The following is a 16,313-nucleotide window of genomic DNA, read 5'->3' on the forward strand; positions in this document are numbered from 1 at the left end:
GGAGGTGGCATGGATATCGGCATGATCGGTCTGGGCAAGATGGGCGCCAACATGGCCCAGCGCCTGCAACGCGGTGGGCATCGGGTGGTCGGGTATGACGCTGGCCCTGCCGCCCGCGAGGGCCTGGCCGGGCGCGGGCTGGAAACGGCCGACTCCCTGCCCGCACTGGTGGCGGCATTGCCCTCGCCGCGCATCCTGTGGCTGATGGTGCCCGCCGGCGAGCCGGTCGATGCCACCCTGGAAGCGCTGCGCCCGTTGCTGCAGGCCGGCGACGTGGTGGTGGACGGCGGCAACTCCAACTACCGCCAGACCCAGCGTCGCGCCGCGACCTGCCGCGAGTGGGGCGTGCACATGCTGGACTGTGGCACCAGCGGCGGCGTGTGGGGCCTGGAGGAGGGCTACAGCCTGATGGTCGGCGGCGATGCGTCGGTCGCCGAGCGCCTGCGCCCGCTGTTCGAGGCACTGGCGCCGGCTCCGGACCTGGGCTGGGGCCGGGTCGGGCCCAGTGGCGCGGGCCACTTCACCAAGATGGTCCACAACGGAATCGAGTACGGAATGATGCAGGCCTTCGCCGAAGGCTTCGCGATCATGCAGCGCAAGGAGTCGCTGGCCCTGGACCTGCCCCAGGTGGCGCAGATCTGGCGCCATGGCAGCGTGGTCCGGTCCTGGCTGCTGGACCTCACCGCCGACGCCCTGTCCGACAACCCCGCGCTGGAAGGCATCGCGCCCTACGTGCCCGACTCGGGCGAGGGCCGCTGGACCGTGGCCGAGGCGATCGACCTGGATGTCTCGGCACCGGTCATCACCATGTCCCTGCTGGAACGCCTGCGCTCGCGCGAGAACGATTCGTTCGCCGACAAGATGCTGGCCGCCTTGCGCGACCGCTTCGGCGGCCACGGCGTGCGCCAGGGCTAGTCGCCACCGGGCAAGCCGACCTCGCGGCGCTGCCCGGCGCTGGCCAGCCCGGCATCGATCACCTGCATCGTCAGCAGTGCGTCGTGTGCGCTGACCGGTGCCGGTGCGCCATCCAGCAACGCATCGCGCAGTTGCGCGTAGTAGGCCGGGTAGTCGCCGTGCGGCGACCCGGCCAGCGCTTCGCGCACGGTGCCTGTGCTGTCCACCTGCACCAGCGTGCCGGGCCACGGGTCTGCGCCCCAATCCGGGCCGCCGGGTACCGCGCCCGCGCGCAGCGCGTCCTCCTGCGGGTCCAGGCCGTACTTGATCCAGCTTCCGCCGGTCCCGTGTGCGGCGAAGCGCAGGCCATGGGCGGGCACCAGCGAGCCGGCGTGCAGCAGTACCCGCAGGCGCCGATAGCGCAGGCATACGTGGAACCAGTCCACCGCGCTGGCGCCCTGGCGCTGCCGGCCCAGGTCGGCATGCACCGCCAGCGGCTGGCCGAACAACTGCAGGGCCTGGTCCACCAGGTGCGGGCCCAGGTCGTACCACAGGCCGCTGCCGGGTCCCTCGCGGTCGCGCCAGCGGTCCGGCACCTGCGGCCGGAACCGGTCGAAGTGCGAATGCAGTTCCACCACCTCGCCCAGCGCGCCTGACTGCACCAGCGCGCGCAGCGCCAGGAAATCCGCATCCCACCGCCGGTTGTGGAACACCGACAGCATCCGCCCGGTGCGCGCCGCCGCCGCGATCATCTCCTGCGCCTGGCCGGCATCCAGCGCGAACGGCTTGTCCACCACCACATGCTTGCCTGCGGCAAGTGCGGCCAGCGCCAGCGGCGCGTGGCTGTGGTTGGGCGTGGCCACCACCACCAGGTCCACCTGCGGATCGGCGAAGGCCGGCTCAGGGTGAGGCAGCACCCGCGCCTGCGGGTGCCGTGCGGACACCGCATCGGGATTGCGCGACACCACCGTGTGCAGGCGCATGCCGGCCGTGGCGCTGACCAGCGGCGCGTGGAAGACCCGCCCCGCCAGGCCATAGCCGAGCAGGGCGACATTGACGGTGGCGGGCATGGTTGTCTCCGGCAAAACCACAGGCCTGGACATTACACGCGCGCCGAGGGGGGCACCGCAATGCCGGCCACGTCGCACGGGCCTGCCGTGTGCGTGAAGCGCGGATCATGCCGCTGAATCGTGCACAACCTTCACGTCGGGGTTCACCGGCGCTGTACGGCGTTGCCGCGACACTGCGCCCACACCACCCGGAATGGAGAACAAGAACATGCGCAAGAATGCACCGATCCTCGCCGCTGCCCTGGCCGCCTTCGTCTTTTCCGGCGCCGCCATGGCCGACGACCACAACAAGCCGGACAAGAAGGCTGCTGCCGAGGCCGATTCGTCCCAGCCGATCAACGACACCTGGATCACCACCAAGGTCAAGTCGAGCCTGCTGGCCGACGAGGACGTGTCCGGCACCAAGCTTGAAGTGGACACCGTCAACGGCGTGGTGTTCCTGACCGGCACCGCCGAGAGCCAGGCCCAGGTGGACGAGGCCAAGCGGATCGCCACGGACATCGACGGCGTTTCGCGGGTCGATACCGCGCGGGTCAAGCTTGCCGCCAGCGGGCGCTGATCCCGCGCACCAGTCATGGCAACCCGGAGTGACGCCGGGTTGCCACGGCGGCGCGGAGCCTGACGGCTCCGCGCCGTTTTCATGCGTGCATGCGGGTCCTTCCGGGTCCGACGCCGGCATCGCCCGGCACGCTTGCCGGTGTGGAGCGGCCGACCTGTCCGGTGCATGAGCGTGATATGGCCACGCCGCAGGCGGACGTCGCGGCTCCGCTAGAATCAGCGGTTGTCTCCCCGACCGCCCCGTGCATGTCCAACGACGCGTTGCCCGTCGATTCGCGAATCCAGTCCCTGCTCGCGCGCATGACCCTGGAAGAGAAGGCCGGCCAGCTCGGCGTGTTCGCCGACATGGTGCGGCCGTTCGCGCCGGACGTGAATCCGGAAACCAACATGCGCAACGCCGCCCAGGTGCTGGACGACGTGCGCGCCGGCCGGGTCGGCACCCTGTTCAACGGCGTGGGTGCCGCCCAGGGCCGCCAGATCCAGCGGGTCGCGGTGGAGGAAAGCCGCCTGGGTATCCCGGTGCTGCTGGCGGCCGACGTGATCCACGGCATGCGCACCGTATTCCCGATCCCGCTGGGCGAGGCCGCCAGCTTCGAGCCGGAGCTGGCCGAGCGCACCGCACGAGCCACCGCGGTGGAAGCCACCGCCGCCGGCCTGCACTGGACCTTCGCGCCGGCGGTGGACGTGGCCCGCGACCAGCGCTGGGGGCGTGGGGCCGAAGGTGCGGGCGAGGACACCCTGCTTGGTTGCGCCTTTGCCGCCGCGCGCGTGCGCGGCTTCCAGGGCGACGACCTGCGCGCAGCGGACGCACTGCTGGCCACGCCCAAGCACTTCGCCGCCTATGGCGCGGTGGCCGGCGGCATGGACTACAACTACGTGGAGATTTCCGACGGCACCTTGCACGACGTGCACCTGCCGCCGTTCAAGGCGGCGCTGGACGCGGGCGCGCTGACGGTGATGACCGCGTTCAACGACATCAACGGGGTGCCGGCCAGCGCCAACCAGGCCCTGCTCACCGGCGTGCTGCGCGGGCAGTGGGGCTTCCCCGGGGTGGTGGTGTCCGACTACACCGCCGACATGGAACTGGTGGCCCACGGTTATGCCGAGGACGACCGCGATGCCACCCTGCGCGCGTTCACCGCCGGCATGGACATGAGCATGCAGAGCGGCTTCTATGCCGCGCACCTGCCGGCGCTGGTCGAGTCAGGCCAGGTGCCGTTGCCGCTGCTGGACGCGGCGGTGGGCCGGGTACTGGCGCTGAAGGCGGCGATCGGCCTGTTCGATGATCCCTACCGCTCGCTGGATCCGGCACGCGAGGCCGATGCTTCGCACCTCGAAGCGCACGAGGCGCTGGCGCGCGAGGCGGCGCGGCGCTCGATCGTGCTGTTGAAGAACGAGGGCGGCGTGCTGCCACTGGCTGGCGGCCAGCGCATCGCCCTGGTCGGCCCGTTCGCCCGCGACCTGGACAACATCGAGGGCTGCTGGACCCTGTTCGGCGACCGCACGCGCTATGTGAGCCTGGAGGCCGGGTTGCGCGCAGGGCTGCCTGCGGAGGCGAGCCTGCAGGTGGTGGATGGCTGCGGCCTGGAAACGGCGCTGGAAGGCGGCATCGAAGCGGCGGTGGCCGCCGCGCGCGCGGCCGACGTGGTGCTGCTGGCCGTCGGCGAGCCGCAGCGTTACAGCGGCGAGGCACAGTCGCGTACCCGGATCGAACTGCCGCCTGCCCAGCAGGCGTTGGCCGAGGCGGTGGCGGCCACCGGCACGCCGGTGGTGGTGCTGCTGCGCAATGGCCGCGCGCTGGCACTGGAGGGCGCGGTGCGCGATGCGCAGGCGATCCTGGTGACCTGGTTCCTGGGCAGCCAGACCGGGCATGCGGTGGCCGACGTGGTGTTCGGCGGGTACAGCCCGTCGGCGCGGTTGCCGGTGAGCTTCCCGCACGCATCCGGGCAGCAGCCGTACTTCTACAACCATCCGCGCACCGGCCGCCCGGAAACGCCGCAGATGTCCGAGTTCAAGGCGCGCTGGCGCGAATATCCGAACACGGCGCTGTATCCGTTCGGCCATGGCCTGGGTTACGGCCGGATCGAGTACGGTCCGGTGCGTGTCGATGCGCCGGTGCTGGAGTGGGACGGTGCCCTGAAGGTGCGCGCCACCGTTCGCAACGTCGGTGCATGCATGGCCGAAGAAGTGGTGCAGCTGTACCTGCACGACCGGGTTGCCAGCCGGGTGCGCCCGGTGCGCGAACTGAAGGGATTCCGCAAGCTCGCGCTGGCGCCCGGGCAGTCCTGCGAGGTGGTGTTCGAACTGGACCGCGGGCAGCTTGCGTTTACCCGCGCCGATGGCAGCTTCGGTGCCGAGCCGGGCAGGTTCGAGGTGTGGATCGCGCCGTCGGCGGCGGCTGGGGAGCCGGCCGGGTTCGAGCTGCTGCAGCCACCTGCGTGAGCTGCGGCGCCAGCGCGCTGCTCACGGGCCGGGCGTGGCGTCGGCGCCGTACATTTCCAGCAATCCGGCGTCCACCAGCCACCACGGGTCGCCCTCGAAGGCCAGCATGCCGCTGGGCGGGCGCGCATCCGGCACAGGCCGGTACGCGAACCAGGTGTTGCGGCCCGATGCCTTGGCCCGGTACAGCGCGCGGTCGGCCAGGCTGACCAGTTGTTCCCAGCCCAGCAGGCGCGGGAATTGCGGGAACACCGGGCATTCGATCAGGCCCGCCGAGGCGGTGAGCCGGTGGACGGTGCCGTGGCCCAGGTCGAAGTCGTGGGCGGCGATCCGGTCGCACACCTGCTGGCCGATCTGCGCCAGCTGGCCGCGCGGGCGCGGGCGGTACACCAGCAGGAATTCCTCGCCGCCCCAGCGCACCACGTAATCGCCCCAGCGCACCAGCCCGTTGAGCAGGTCGGCCAGTTGCTCCAGCACCCGGTCGCCGGCAGCGTGGCCGTGGGTGTCGTTGATCGCCTTGAAGTGGTCCAGGTCCAGCAGGACGAACACCAGCGCATCGGCGCCGTCGCCGTAGTCCGGGTCGCGTTCGTAGAACGAAAGATCGGCCGGCAGCTGGCGCGACAGGTAGCGGCGGTTGTGCAGCCCGGTGAGCGGATCGGTGAAGCTGATCGCTTCCAGGCGCGCATTGGCCGCTTGCAGGTCGCGGGTGCGCTCCTGCACCAGGGTTTCCAGTTCGGCGCGCTGGTGGGCATGGCGCCGCTGCAGCCCCAGGTAGGCCAGGTAGGGGATGCCGCCCAGCATGGCCAGCAGCAACAGGCGGAACGCCAGGGTTTCGTACAGGCGCGGCGGAATGACCAGCTCCAGCCGCGCGACCCCGGCCAGCGGATCGGCGCGGCCGAAGTCGGCCACCTCGAAGGTGTAGCGTCCGGGCGCCAGCTGGGCGTAGCTGGCCGTGCGCAACGCCGGGTTGTCCAGTTCGCGCCAGCTCTTCTCGTGGCCGGCCAGGCGGTAGCGCAACTGCGGGATATGGGTAGGCCGGAACACCGGCACGGTGAACTCGAACCTCAGGTCGCGCGCGTCCACCGGCAATGCCATCGGCACGCCGGCGTCGGGCAGCCGCCACGCGCCCAGCGCCTGCACCCGCTCGATCCGCACTTGCGGGGTCACCGCCGGTCCCGCGGGCGGCGTGGTGTCCACCATCAGCACGCCGGCGCGGGTGGGCAGCCACAGCCGGCCATCGCGCAACAGGCCGCGGCTGTTGCCGGCACCGTTGCAGCACTTGTCCTGCTGGCCGCCGGGGCGGTCGGAGCCGGAGTTGATGACCATGGTCGTGGCCACCCGGTGGCCGGGGTCGGCGATGGCGCGGTCCAGTTCCTCCAGCGGCAGCCGGTAGATGCCGCGCATGCCGGCCACCCACAGCTGGTCCCCGGTCCGGGCCAGGAAGAAGCTGATGTTGCCCGGCAGGTCCTGGGCACGGCCGATGCGATGCCAACGGGTCCCGTCGAACACGCGCAGGTCCTCGCCGGCGGTGCTGCCCACCACCCAGCGCCCATCGTCCAGCTCGACGATGGCGCTGATCATGGTGTCGTCGGTCAGCCCGGTCTGCCTGCCCAGCGGCAGGATGCGGTCGTCGCGCCATTCGTACAGGCCGCGGTAGGTGCCCAGCAGGATGCGGCCGTCCGCGGTCTCGTGGACGACACGCACACGCGTATCGGCCAGGCCGTCGTGGGCCGTGTAGTGCCGGGGCGCGCCGCCGCCGGGAGGCAGCATGAACAGCCCCTGGGTGGTGGCAAACCACAGCCGGCGTGCGCGGTCGCGGACGATGCCGTTGACCTGCGCGCCGCGCAGCGGTGCAAGCGCGGGCGGTACCGTCACCCGGCCGTGGCGCAACACGGCCGCACCGGCGCGGGTGCCGATCCAGGCCTGGTCGCGTTCGACCAGCAGGCTGTATGCGTCCGGGTGCGGCAACTGCGCACCGGTCACGCGGCGCTCGAAGCGTCCGTCGCGCCACGCGGCCACCCCGCCACTGCCGCCTACCCAGACCTCGCCGTCCGGTGCGCTGGCGATCGACCACAGCACCGGATTGGCCAGGCCTTCGGGCGCGCCCAGGCGCCGGGTCCAGCCATCCCACAGGCGGGTGACGCCGCCGATCATGCTGCCCAGCCACAGGTTGCCGTCGCGGTCTTCGAACAGGGCGCGGATGGCGTTGCCGGCGGGCGCATCATCGATGCGTTCGGCGATCCGCCCGTCGCGGATCCGCAGCAGTTGCCCGGCCATCGCCACCCACAGGTTGCCGTCGCCGTCTGCACGAAGCGCGTCGATTGGTGCGACCGCTTCGCGTGCGGCACCGGCTGCGCGTTGCCAGGTGCCATGGCGCAGCTGGAACAGGCCCTGGGCGGTGCCGGCCCAGATGTCGTCGGCCGTTTCCACCAGCGCGGTGACCTGCGTGCTGGCGGCCACGTCCGGCAGCGTCAGCGGGTGCAGGCCATCGGCGGTGGCCTGCACGACGCGGCCGGTGGTGCCGATCCACAATCCGTCCGCGCGCGACAACAGGCTCAGCGCGGGGCCGGGCAGCGGGTGCAGCAGGGTCAGGCGCTCGCCATCGACCTGGTAGACGCCATCGGCGCCGCCCACCAGGACTTGTCCGTCGCCGCCCGGTGCCAGTGCATGCACCGGGAAACTGGCGCCGTTGGCTTGGGCGCCGGTCGGCAGCACGGCGCGGAAGCGCCCCTGTTCCAGCACCAGCAGGCCCTGCGATGTGCCGATCCACAGCCTTCCATCAGCATCGGCATGCAATGCCTGGACGTGGCTGCCCAGTGCGCTGGCATCGATCTGGGTGTAGCGGAAGAAGCGGGTGCCGTCGAAGCGCGCCAGGCCGCCCTGGGTTCCGAACCACAGGTAGCCGGCCGGGTCCTGGGTGATGGACAGCACGCTGATCTGGGGCAGGCCCTGTTCCACGCCCCAGGTGTCGGCGACGTAGTCGCGGAATGGTTTGTCGGCATCCAGTGCGGCGGCGGGGAATGCGGCGAGCATCAGCGACGCGAGCAGCAGCCGGGCCCGGTTGGCTGCAGCCGGGCGCGCGCCGCGCGTTTGCTTCGGCCGGCGTTGCGCGGTGGGCGGTGCGGCGATCGGGATTCCGGTGTTTCCCATGTGGCCAGTCTGGTCCGTTGACGGTAGCGGCGTGCCGGCGGCGGCATTGTATTTGTTTCACGGGCAACGGGCATGGTGCGGTGCGGGGGGCGGCTTCATTTTTGTAGGAGCCGGCCTCGCCGGCGACCGCGGCACGGTGTGATGTGACGCGGTGCGTGGACGTGCTGATGTGACTGGGTTCGACTCCGGACGGGGCCGTCGCCCGACCGGGGGGATGGTGCACCCCTCGGGCGCACATCCATGTGCGCACTCGGGGCCGTGGCACATCCATGTGCCACTTGCCCCATCCCCCCGGCCGGACGACGTCCTTCGGTGTATTGATTACGCAGCTTCGTTTGCGACGGAAACGGCGTACGCGCACCGCGCATCTGTGCGCTGCACTCGTTCGTGTAGGAGCCGGCCTTGCCGGCGACCGCGATGCAGGCTGCGGCATCGCGACACACCACACCGCGCCGCGGTCGCCGGCAAGGCCGGCTCCTACAAGGGAGGGGACATCGACACGCCGAACCCGTGGGTCGCAACACATCACGGCCCACCGACGCCATGTCCCGGACGCACCGAAGACGTGGACGTGCGGGTGTGTCGTGGCAGCGGCCATGGATGGCCGCGGTAGCGAGTGCGCACATGGATGTGCGCCCGAGCGGTCACGCCACACCCGTACGGCCGCGGCTCCCTCCGGAGCCGACCACCACCCCGATCTTGGCCTGTGCGCGGCTGCCCCCGAAGCCGACCACCGTACCGCTCCGGAACAGGGGGCCATCCTTCAACGGTCCACCGTCCACGCGGTGGCGGGTAGCGGGGACGTGGCAGCATAGGCGTGACAGCTTCAGGAACCCTGCATGTCCCGATACGTCCTCTACCAGCGCGACGACTGCCACTTGTGCGACCTGGCGCTGGAGGTGCTGGCGCAGGCACGCGTGCCCGAGCCGGACAGCATGTTCATCGACGACGATGCGGCCCTTGAAGCGCGCTATGGCGTGCGCGTGCCGGTCCTGCACGACCGAATCAGCGGTGCCGAGCTGGACTGGCCGTTCGCCGCCGCCACGGTGCGCCAGTGGCTGCAGGACAGGACGCCGCAGTGAGTCCGCCGCGCCGATCACCGGCGGCCCCGACACGTGGACGGTGCGGCACGCTTACCGCGGTTCGAGGACCACGCGCGTACTGATGTTCACCGCATCCGGGATGGTGTCGGTGTCGGCCCAGTCGCCGCCGCCCACGCCGAAGTCCAGGCGCTTGACCACCGCCCTGCCGGCCAGCACCGGCTGGGCACCGTCGGTCCAGGTGAAGGTCAGCGTCACCGGCTTGCGCACGCCACGCAGCTCCAGGGTGCCGTTTGCCGCGTACTGCCCGTCCTCGAGCCGGCGGAACCCGCTGGCCGTGTAGCGCGCCTCGGCGAAGGTGCCGGTATCGAAGAAATCGGCGGTCTTCAGGGTCGAGTCGCGGTCGGCGTTGCCGGTGCTGGCACTGGTCAGGGCGATGGTCACGTCCAGGCTGCCGGCCTGCGGCTGCGCCGGGTCGAAGCTGACCCTGGTGTCGAAGCGCTCGAAGCGCCCGGTGAACAGCTCGCCGTCGTAGCGGCTGGCGAACGCCAGGGTCGAGCCGCTGGCCTGGACATAGTCGGCGGCCGCGGCCGGCGCGGCGCCGAGCGTTGCCACCAGGGCGGCGGCCACGGCGGCGGGCGTGGTCAGTTTGATCGTCATGGCGAATCCTCGCGGGGGGGAGCGGCGCGCAGGCGCCGCGGAAGCATGCGCGCCAGGGTGGCGTCGCGCTGGATGAAGTGGTGATGGAGCGCGGCGCCTGCATGCGCCAGCACCAGCGCGACCAGCAGCCAGAACAGCCACTCGTGCGCGTCATGGGCGGCGCTGGCAAGAATCTCGTCCGGTGCGGCGAGCCTGGGTACTTCGACCAGGCCGAACCAGCGGAACGGACGCAGGCCGCTGGCCGAGTCGTACAGCCAGCCCGACAGCGGCATGGCCAGGATCAGCAGGTAGAGCGCGCCGTGGGTGGCCGAGGCCAGCCAGGCCTGCCAGCGTGGAATGCCCGGCAACGGCCGCGGCGCGCCGGCGTACAGGCGCCAGCCGATCCGCAGCAGCACCAGCGCCAGCACGGTGATGCCCAGCGACTTGTGCGCGGTGTACACCCAGAAGTACTTCGGCGTGCGCGGCAGTTCGCCCATCACCAGGCCGACCACGCCGATCGTCAGGATCAACAGCGCAATGCTCCAGTGCAGCAACTGGCTGACGCCACCCCAGCGGTCGGCGGGATTCTTCAGGTTCATGGCGCAGCGGGCTCCTCGGATGGGGGCGGGGATGGCGCGGGAGCGTGGGCAGCGGGGCACGGCGCGGAAGGTGTGGCCGCCGTGGTGTCGGGTGCTGCCGGTGCCGGCGCAATGACATCGGGATGTTCCCGCTCGCCGGCTCCGTCGGCATCGGTATCGGCATCGGCGCCGTGCTGTTGGCCGGCGCGCGCACTGCGCACGGCTTCGGCCTCGATGCGCAGTTCGACCGTATCGCCGATCGCCGATGACCATGCATCGATGCCGAAGTCGCTGCGGCTGAGGGTGGCGGTGGCCGAAAACCCGGCCGTGCGCCGGAACGGCGGCAGCGGATGGCGCTTGAGTGCGTTGAAGCGCACCTGCAGCGGCAACTCCCGGGTCACCCCGCGCAGGGTCAGCTGGCCATGGACGATGAAATTCCGTGCGTCCAGCGGTTCGACCCGCGTGGAGACGAAGTGCGCCTGCGGCCAGCGTTGTGCGTCCAGCAGCCTGCCCGCCAGCGTTGCGCGGCGCCACGCGTCATCGCCCAGCTCCAGGCGTTGCAGCGGCACGCTCACCTCCAGGCGTGCGCAGGTCCAGTCGTCCGGGTCGAACTGCAGCGTGCCGGTGCTGCCGGAGATGGTGCCCAGCGCTTGCGAGAACCCCGCGTGCCACACCGCGAACTGCACCCGGGTATGGACCGGGTCCAGGACGTATGTCGCGGGCCTGGCGGCTGCAGGCGGCGGCCAGGCCAGCGCCAGTACCAGTGCCAGCGCGGGGATGGCAGCGAACGGGTGCCAGCGCGCGACGGTGATGGGATGTGGCCTGTGATGGGACATGGACCGCATTCTAGGCACAGTGCCGGCCGGGTCCCGGCTTGCGCCTGCAACGAACCGTTGCGAGGATTCAGGACGACAGGGAAGGGCAGGGGATGTCGATGGGGCGGTGGCTATGCCTGTGGCTCGCGCTGGCGTTGGCCTGGACGGCCCATGCGGCGGTGCCGGAGATGCCCAGGTTCCGCGTGCTCGGCCCCGGCGAGGGCCTGCCGGCGACGACGGTGACCGGGGTCGCGCGTGACCGTGACGGCTACCTGTGGGCGGCCACCTGGGATGGCCTGGCGCGCTATGACGGCATCGGGTTCCGGACCTGGCAGCATGATCCGGACATCCCGTCATCGTCGCCCGCCAATCTGCTGCAGGCACTGTACATCGACCGGCACGACCGGATCTGGGTGGCCGGGGAGGGCGGCGGAGTCAGCGTCATGGACGCCGACCGCACCGGTTTCCGGCATTTCCGCAAGGCCACCCATCCGGTGCTGCGCAGTGACGACGTGTTCGCCATCACCGGCCGTGGCGATGACGTGTGGTTCGGCGCCTATGGCGGCGGCCTCTACCGGGTCGACGCGGACCACCGGCTGGAACAGGTGCGGGCCGGTGAGGCGGCGGTGGATGCGGTGCTGGAAGGGGCGATCATGTCGTTGTCCTTCGACCCCGCCGGCACCCTGCTGGTGGCCACCCTGAGCGGCCTGGTACGGCGCGACACCGAAGGCCGGATGCAGTTGCTGGAATTGCCCGGTACCCACCCGCGTGCACCGGTGGTATCGCTCTGGCGCGATGAAGGGTCCACCTGGGTCGGCTCGGCGCGCGGCCTGCTCCGCCTGCACGACGGCGGGACCTGGGATGCACCGGACTGGGCCGCCGACTTCAAGGGTCCGAAACTGGTCTCGTCCATGACCGACGACGGCCAAGGCGGCTACTGGATCGGCACCCACGAAGGGTTGTGGCACGTTAATGGCAGTGGCCTGTCGATGCCCGTGCTGCACGAATCCAAGTCCACGGGCACGAACGCACAGGTCCAGGCGCTGTTGCGCCAGGACGACGACGGCGGCCTGTGGGTGGGGATACCGTCGCGTGGCCTGGGCTACCTGCGCGGCGACTGGCGACGCACCGCGGTGCTGGGTGGCCCGGAAGGTGGGAACAGCGGCGTTTACCGCGGGATTGCCCCGGCCGCGCAGGGCGGCGTGTGGCTGGCCAACAGCAGTGGCGTGCTGGAGCACCTGGACCCGGCCACGGGCCTCAGGGTGCAGCGCGTGGTCGGGCCGCCGGGCCTGGAGCGCCGCCGCATGCGCGCCGTGCTGGAAGACCGCTACGGGCAGGTCTGGTTGTCCTGGCTTGTTGGCCTGTCGCGGATCGACGTGGACGGCCGGATCCAGGACTGGAGGCCACAGGCACCGTCGGGGGTCCTCCCGGCCGGTAGCGTCAAGTGGCTGCTTGAGTCGCCCGACGGTTCGTTGTGGGCGGGCGCGGCCAGTACCGGCGTGCAGCGCCGCGACCTGCGTACCGGCCAGGTGCTGGAGATGCTGCGTCCTGGCGAGGTGCCGGGCCTGGATACCGCCGATCTCCAGGCCATGGCCATCGGCCCCGATGGCGCGCCCTGGATTTCCGAGGGCCATCGCGTGCTGCGTTGGAATCCGACCACGCGTGCCTTCCTCGCGCTGCCGGGCATGGCGCAGGCCGGAGCACCGGTGCAGGCGTTCGCCCTGGACGGCTCCCGACGCCTGTGGGTGCACAGCCGAGCCGGGCTGGAGCTGTGGGCGCTGGGCGATGACGCCTGGAACCTGGTGGTACGGCTTGGGCCTGACGCCGGGATTCCCGCCACCGAAGCCACCGGGCTGGTGGTCGATGCCCAGCACCGGGCCTGGCTGGCCACCCGTCGCGGCCTGTTCCGGGTAGAGCCGCCTGGCAATGGCCGGGCGGCGGCGGTGCGCACCTTTGGCGTGCGCGAGGGCCTGCCCAACCAGGAGTTCACCGAGCGCGCGCTGGCCCTGGACGCCGATGGGGTGCTGGTGGCCGGCACCGGCGACGGCGCGCTGCTGTTGTTCGATACGCGAGTCCGCGATCCGGACCCGCCGACGCCGCGGCTGGTGGTGGACGCGGTGCGCGTGCGTCGCGGCGAGCACACGCTTGAGTTGCCGATCGCCGGCGGCTTCGACCTGGAGCCGGGCGACCAGGACCTGCACGTGAGTCCGCGCCTGCTGTCCTTTGATGATCCGGAATCACACCGCTACCGGTCGCGGCTGATCGGCTTCGACTCCAACTGGTACGAGGCCGCCGCAGGCGAGCGCGTGTTCTCGCACCTGGCGCCCGGCCAGTACACCTTGCAGATGCAGGCTGCCATTGGCCGGGACGGGCGCTGGTCGCAGGTGCGGGAGCTGAAGTTCCGGGTTGCGCCGCCATGGTGGCTCAGCGGCTGGGGTCTGGTGGCGCTGGCCGCCCTGGTGGCCATGCTGCTGGGCGGCGGCGCCCTGGTCTACCGCGCGCGCCTGCGCCGCCGCAGCCGCTGGCAACTGGCCATGCACAAGCGCGAACTGGCCGAACAGGCCTCGCAGGCCAAGAGCCGGTTCCTGGCCACCCTCGGCCATGAGATCCGCACCCCCATGACCGGCGTGCTGGGCATGAGCGAACTGCTGCTGGACAGCGCGCTGGAGCCGCGCCAGCGCGGCTATGTCCAGTCCATCCGTCGCGCCGGCGAACACCTGCTGCGGCTGGTCAACGACGCCCTGGACATGGCCCGGATCGAAGCCGGCAAGCTGGAGCTGGACGACCAGCCGTTCGAGCTGCGCGCAATGGTGGCCGACGTTGTGGCGATGATGGCGCCCGCCGCCGACCTGCGCGGCCTGGCCTTCGACGTGCGCATCGCCGACGACGCGCCGCAAGGGCTGCGCGGCGACCCGCTGCGGGTGCGCCAGATCCTGCTCAATCTGATCGGCAATGCGATCAAGTTCACAGAGCGCGGCGAGGTCGCGCTGGAGGTGGCCGCGGGCCGCAATGGTGGCGTGGCGTTCGCCGTGCGCGACACCGGGCCGGGCCTGGACGAGGAGCAGAAGGAGCGCCTGTTCCGCCGTTTCGAACAGGCAGACGGTGCGCGCACCACCGCGCGCTATGGCGGCAGTGGCCTGGGCCTGGCGATCTGCCAGGAACTGGCGGTGGCCATGGGCGGCAGCGTGGAAGTGGACAGCGCGCCCGGCCGCGGCACCGTGTTCCGGGTGCAACTGCCGCTGCCGCCGGCCGAGGTCGCCGCGCTCACGGCGCGCGTGGCCAGCCGCGGCGCCCACCAGCTCGACCTGCTGCTGGTGGAGGACGAGCCCGAAGTGGCCGACGTGGTCGCCAGCCTGCTGCGCAACCAGGGCCATCGCGTCGCCCTGGCGGCGCACGGCCTGGATGCACTGGGCAGCGTGGCGGTGGCGCGGTTCGACCTGGCCCTGCTGGACCTGGACCTGCCGGGCATGGATGGCCTGGCCCTGGCCCGGCAACTGCGCGCACAGGGATTCACCCCGCCGTTGCTGGCGGTGACCGCGCGCAGCGATGTCGAAGCCGAGCAACAGGCGCGCGCGGCCGGGTTCGACGGGTTCCTGCGCAAGCCGGTCACCGGGGAGATGCTGGCCGCGGCAATCGACGCGGTGTTGCCGGACACCACAGTGCTGCCGGCAGGCTGAGAGCCGCGCGGCGGCCACGCCCGGCCGATGCAGGCGCGCGCGCCGCCCGGCCCGGCTCAGCGCGCGCTGTGCGTATGCACCGCTTCGACCAGCGCAGCCACGTGCTCGGGGTTCATGTCCGGGGACATGCCGTGGCCGAGGTTGAACACATGGCCCTCGCGCGAACCGCCATTGCCGGCGGCGTAATCGTCCAGCACCCGTGCCGCCTCGCGGGCGATGGCCCCGGGGCTGGCATACAGCGTGGCCGGGTCCAGGTTGCCCTGCAGCGCGACCTTGCCGCCGGTGCGGCGTGCGGCTTCGCCCAGGCTGACCAGCCAGTCCACGCCCAGTGCATCGGCGCCGCTGGCGGCCAGCTCTTCCAGGTAGGGCGCATTGCCCTTGCCGAACAGGATCAGCGGCGCGCGCGCCTCGCCCTGGCCGCGATCCAGCTCACGTGCAATGCGCTGCAGGTAGGGCAGGGAGAACTCGCGGTACAGGCTCGGCGAGAGCACGCTGCCCCAGGTGTCGAACACCTGCAGTGCCTGTGCCCCGGCGGCATGCTGCGCGGCCAGGTAGGCGATCACCGCGTCGGTGATCACCGCCAGCATCCGGTGCAACAGTTCCGGGCGGCTGAAGGCCATTGCCTTGATCGTCGCGTAGTTGGCGCTGCCGCCGCCCTCGACCATGTAGCAGGCCAGGGTCCACGGACTGCCCGAGAAGCCGATCAGCGGCACCGAGCCATCCAATTCGCGACGGATCACGCGCACCGCATCCATCACGTAGCGCAGTTCGGTTTCCATGTCCGGCACGGCCAGGCGCGCGACGTCGGCCTCGTCACGCACCGGGCGCTCGAACCTGGGGCCTTCGCCATCGACGAAATGCAGCCCCAGGCCCATCGCATCGGGCACGGTGAGGATGTCGGAAAACAGGATCGCCGCGTCCAGCGGGAACCGGCGCAGTGGCTGCAGGGTGACCTCGCAGGCGCGCTCGGGATTCTTGGCCATCGCCAGGAAACTGCCGGCCTCGGCGCGGGAGGCGCGGTACTCGGGCAGGTAGCGCCCGGCCTGGCGCATCAGCCACACGGGGGTGCGATCCACGGGCTGCCGGCGCAGGGCGCGCAGCAGGCGATCGTTGTTTGGGGTCTTGGACACGGTATGCCTGTAACGAGGGGGAAAGGGAGCGGTGCTCAGGCCGGCCTGTGCGCGTCGGCGCCGAGCACGAACATCACCTGGAAGCCGCGCTTGAGCTGGGCGTCGCGCGCCTTTTCGAACGCGGCGGTGGCCTCGGCCTGGAGCAGGTACTGCTCGCGGCGCAACTGCGACTTGCCGCCGACCTGGCCGTTTTCGCGCAGCAGTTCCCAGCCGCCGAACAGGTCCGGCTGCAGGGTCAGCTGCAGGTAGCGTGGTGCCTCGCTGGCCGCGGGAGGCTGCTGCAGGAAGATGCGCATGGACCGGGATTGTAGCCGGCGCGCGGT

General features: G+C 71.3%; 12 protein-coding genes. 5 read left to right on the top strand and 7 right to left on the bottom strand.

Annotation, left to right across the window (positions count from 1 at the left end):
- The first annotated feature begins 9 nt into the window (after positions 1 to 9).
- Entirely contained in the window at positions 10 to 915 is a 906-nt protein-coding gene (gene gnd / locus ACEJ41_RS02580; RefSeq protein WP_374013239.1) for a phosphogluconate dehydrogenase (NAD(+)-dependent, decarboxylating), read from the top strand.
- Here gnd and ACEJ41_RS02585 read toward each other — a convergent pair.
- A complete protein-coding gene (locus tag ACEJ41_RS02585; RefSeq protein ID WP_374013241.1) occupies positions 912 to 1,964 on the bottom strand; it encodes an oxidoreductase in 1,053 nt (350 codons plus the stop codon). The two genes, gnd and ACEJ41_RS02585, sit on opposite strands and share 4 nt — an antisense overlap.
- Before the next feature lie 208 nt (positions 1,965 to 2,172).
- On the opposite strand from ACEJ41_RS02585, the gene ACEJ41_RS02590 reads away from it, so the two are divergent.
- Together ACEJ41_RS02590 and ACEJ41_RS02595 are read left to right on the top strand one after the other, a co-directional pair.
- Positions 2,173 to 2,523 carry a BON domain-containing protein gene (locus ACEJ41_RS02590; protein ID WP_374013242.1) on the top strand — a complete coding sequence of 117 codons (351 nt, stop codon included), beginning with the start codon at positions 2,173 to 2,175 and terminating at the stop codon, positions 2,521 to 2,523.
- 245 nt (positions 2,524 to 2,768) lie between these two features.
- The gene (locus ACEJ41_RS02595) at positions 2,769 to 4,964 is read left to right on the top strand and encodes a glycoside hydrolase family 3 N-terminal domain-containing protein (protein ID WP_374013243.1); all 2,196 of its coding nucleotides are present in this window, start codon (positions 2,769 to 2,771) and stop codon (positions 4,962 to 4,964) included.
- Positions 4,965 to 4,985: 21 nt separating this feature from the next.
- Here the strand turns inward: ACEJ41_RS02595 and ACEJ41_RS02600 are convergent, their stop codons facing one another.
- The gene (locus ACEJ41_RS02600) at positions 4,986 to 8,111 is read right to left on the bottom strand and encodes a diguanylate cyclase (RefSeq protein ID WP_374013244.1); all 3,126 of its coding nucleotides are present in this window, start codon (positions 8,109 to 8,111) and stop codon (positions 4,986 to 4,988) included.
- 839 nt (positions 8,112 to 8,950) lie between these two features.
- Here ACEJ41_RS02600 and ACEJ41_RS02605 point away from each other — a divergent pair.
- Positions 8,951 to 9,193 carry a glutaredoxin family protein gene (locus ACEJ41_RS02605; RefSeq protein WP_374013245.1) on the top strand — a complete coding sequence of 81 codons (243 nt, stop codon included), beginning with the start codon at positions 8,951 to 8,953 and terminating at the stop codon, positions 9,191 to 9,193.
- 51 nt (positions 9,194 to 9,244) lie between these two features.
- Here ACEJ41_RS02605 and ACEJ41_RS02610 read toward each other — a convergent pair whose 3' ends face one another.
- The 3 genes from ACEJ41_RS02610 to ACEJ41_RS02620 are packed head-to-tail and all read right to left on the bottom strand — an operon-like array spanning position 9,245 to position 11,204.
- The gene (locus ACEJ41_RS02610; RefSeq protein WP_374013246.1) at positions 9,245 to 9,811 is read right to left on the bottom strand and encodes a YceI family protein; all 567 of its coding nucleotides are present in this window, start codon (positions 9,809 to 9,811) and stop codon (positions 9,245 to 9,247) included.
- Positions 9,808 to 10,389, bottom strand: coding sequence for a cytochrome b (locus ACEJ41_RS02615; RefSeq protein WP_374013247.1), 582 nt, complete (start codon positions 10,387 to 10,389; stop codon positions 9,808 to 9,810). Before ACEJ41_RS02615 ends, ACEJ41_RS02610 begins: the two co-directional genes overlap by 4 nt.
- Positions 10,386 to 11,204 carry a YceI family protein gene (locus ACEJ41_RS02620; protein WP_374013248.1) on the bottom strand — a complete coding sequence of 273 codons (819 nt, stop codon included), beginning with the start codon at positions 11,202 to 11,204 and terminating at the stop codon, positions 10,386 to 10,388. The genes ACEJ41_RS02615 and ACEJ41_RS02620 overlap by 4 nt, the downstream gene beginning before the upstream one ends.
- 167 nt (positions 11,205 to 11,371) lie before the next feature.
- On the opposite strand from ACEJ41_RS02620, the gene ACEJ41_RS02625 reads away from it, so the two are divergent.
- Positions 11,372 to 14,860, top strand: coding sequence for an ATP-binding protein (locus ACEJ41_RS02625; protein ID WP_374013249.1), 3,489 nt, complete (start codon positions 11,372 to 11,374; stop codon positions 14,858 to 14,860).
- Between the two features lie 56 nt (positions 14,861 to 14,916).
- Here ACEJ41_RS02625 and hemE read toward each other — a convergent pair whose 3' ends face one another.
- Together hemE and ACEJ41_RS02635 are read right to left on the bottom strand one after the other, a co-directional pair.
- Positions 14,917 to 15,990, bottom strand: a complete 1,074-nt coding sequence (gene hemE, locus ACEJ41_RS02630; RefSeq protein WP_374013250.1) for a uroporphyrinogen decarboxylase — start codon at positions 15,988 to 15,990, stop codon at positions 14,917 to 14,919.
- A 35-nt stretch (positions 15,991 to 16,025) separates the two neighbouring features.
- Positions 16,026 to 16,286 carry a WGR domain-containing protein gene (locus ACEJ41_RS02635; RefSeq protein ID WP_374013251.1) on the bottom strand — a complete coding sequence of 87 codons (261 nt, stop codon included), beginning with the start codon at positions 16,284 to 16,286 and terminating at the stop codon, positions 16,026 to 16,028.
- Between the last annotated feature and the right edge of the window lie 27 nt (positions 16,287 to 16,313).

Origin of the sequence: Pseudoxanthomonas koreensis (assembly GCF_041890415.1) — a bacterium.
Taxonomy (GTDB): Bacteria; Pseudomonadota; Gammaproteobacteria; order Xanthomonadales; family Xanthomonadaceae; genus Pseudoxanthomonas; species Pseudoxanthomonas koreensis_A.

Excerpts from the sequence above, each read along its gene's own strand:
- ACEJ41_RS02590 (WP_374013242.1), top strand. The coding sequence starts at position 2,173 with ATGCGCAAGAATGCACCGATCCTCGCCGCTGCCCTGGCCGCCTTCGTC.
- ACEJ41_RS02595 (WP_374013243.1), top strand. The coding sequence starts at position 2,769 with ATGTCCAACGACGCGTTGCCCGTCGATTCGCGAATCCAGTCCCTGCTC.
- ACEJ41_RS02610 (WP_374013246.1), bottom strand. The coding sequence starts at position 9,811 with ATGACGATCAAACTGACCACGCCCGCCGCCGTGGCCGCCGCCCTGGTG.
- ACEJ41_RS02600 (WP_374013244.1), bottom strand. The coding sequence starts at position 8,111 with ATGGGAAACACCGGAATCCCGATCGCCGCACCGCCCACCGCGCAACGC.
- ACEJ41_RS02615 (WP_374013247.1), bottom strand. The coding sequence starts at position 10,389 with ATGAACCTGAAGAATCCCGCCGACCGCTGGGGTGGCGTCAGCCAGTTG.
- gnd (WP_374013239.1), top strand. The coding sequence starts at position 10 with ATGGATATCGGCATGATCGGTCTGGGCAAGATGGGCGCCAACATGGCC.
- ACEJ41_RS02605 (WP_374013245.1), top strand. The coding sequence starts at position 8,951 with ATGTCCCGATACGTCCTCTACCAGCGCGACGACTGCCACTTGTGCGAC.
- ACEJ41_RS02585 (WP_374013241.1), bottom strand. The coding sequence starts at position 1,964 with ATGCCCGCCACCGTCAATGTCGCCCTGCTCGGCTATGGCCTGGCGGGG.
- ACEJ41_RS02635 (WP_374013251.1), bottom strand. The coding sequence starts at position 16,286 with ATGCGCATCTTCCTGCAGCAGCCTCCCGCGGCCAGCGAGGCACCACGC.
- ACEJ41_RS02620 (WP_374013248.1), bottom strand. The coding sequence starts at position 11,204 with ATGTCCCATCACAGGCCACATCCCATCACCGTCGCGCGCTGGCACCCG.
- ACEJ41_RS02625 (WP_374013249.1), top strand. The coding sequence starts at position 11,372 with ATGCCCAGGTTCCGCGTGCTCGGCCCCGGCGAGGGCCTGCCGGCGACG.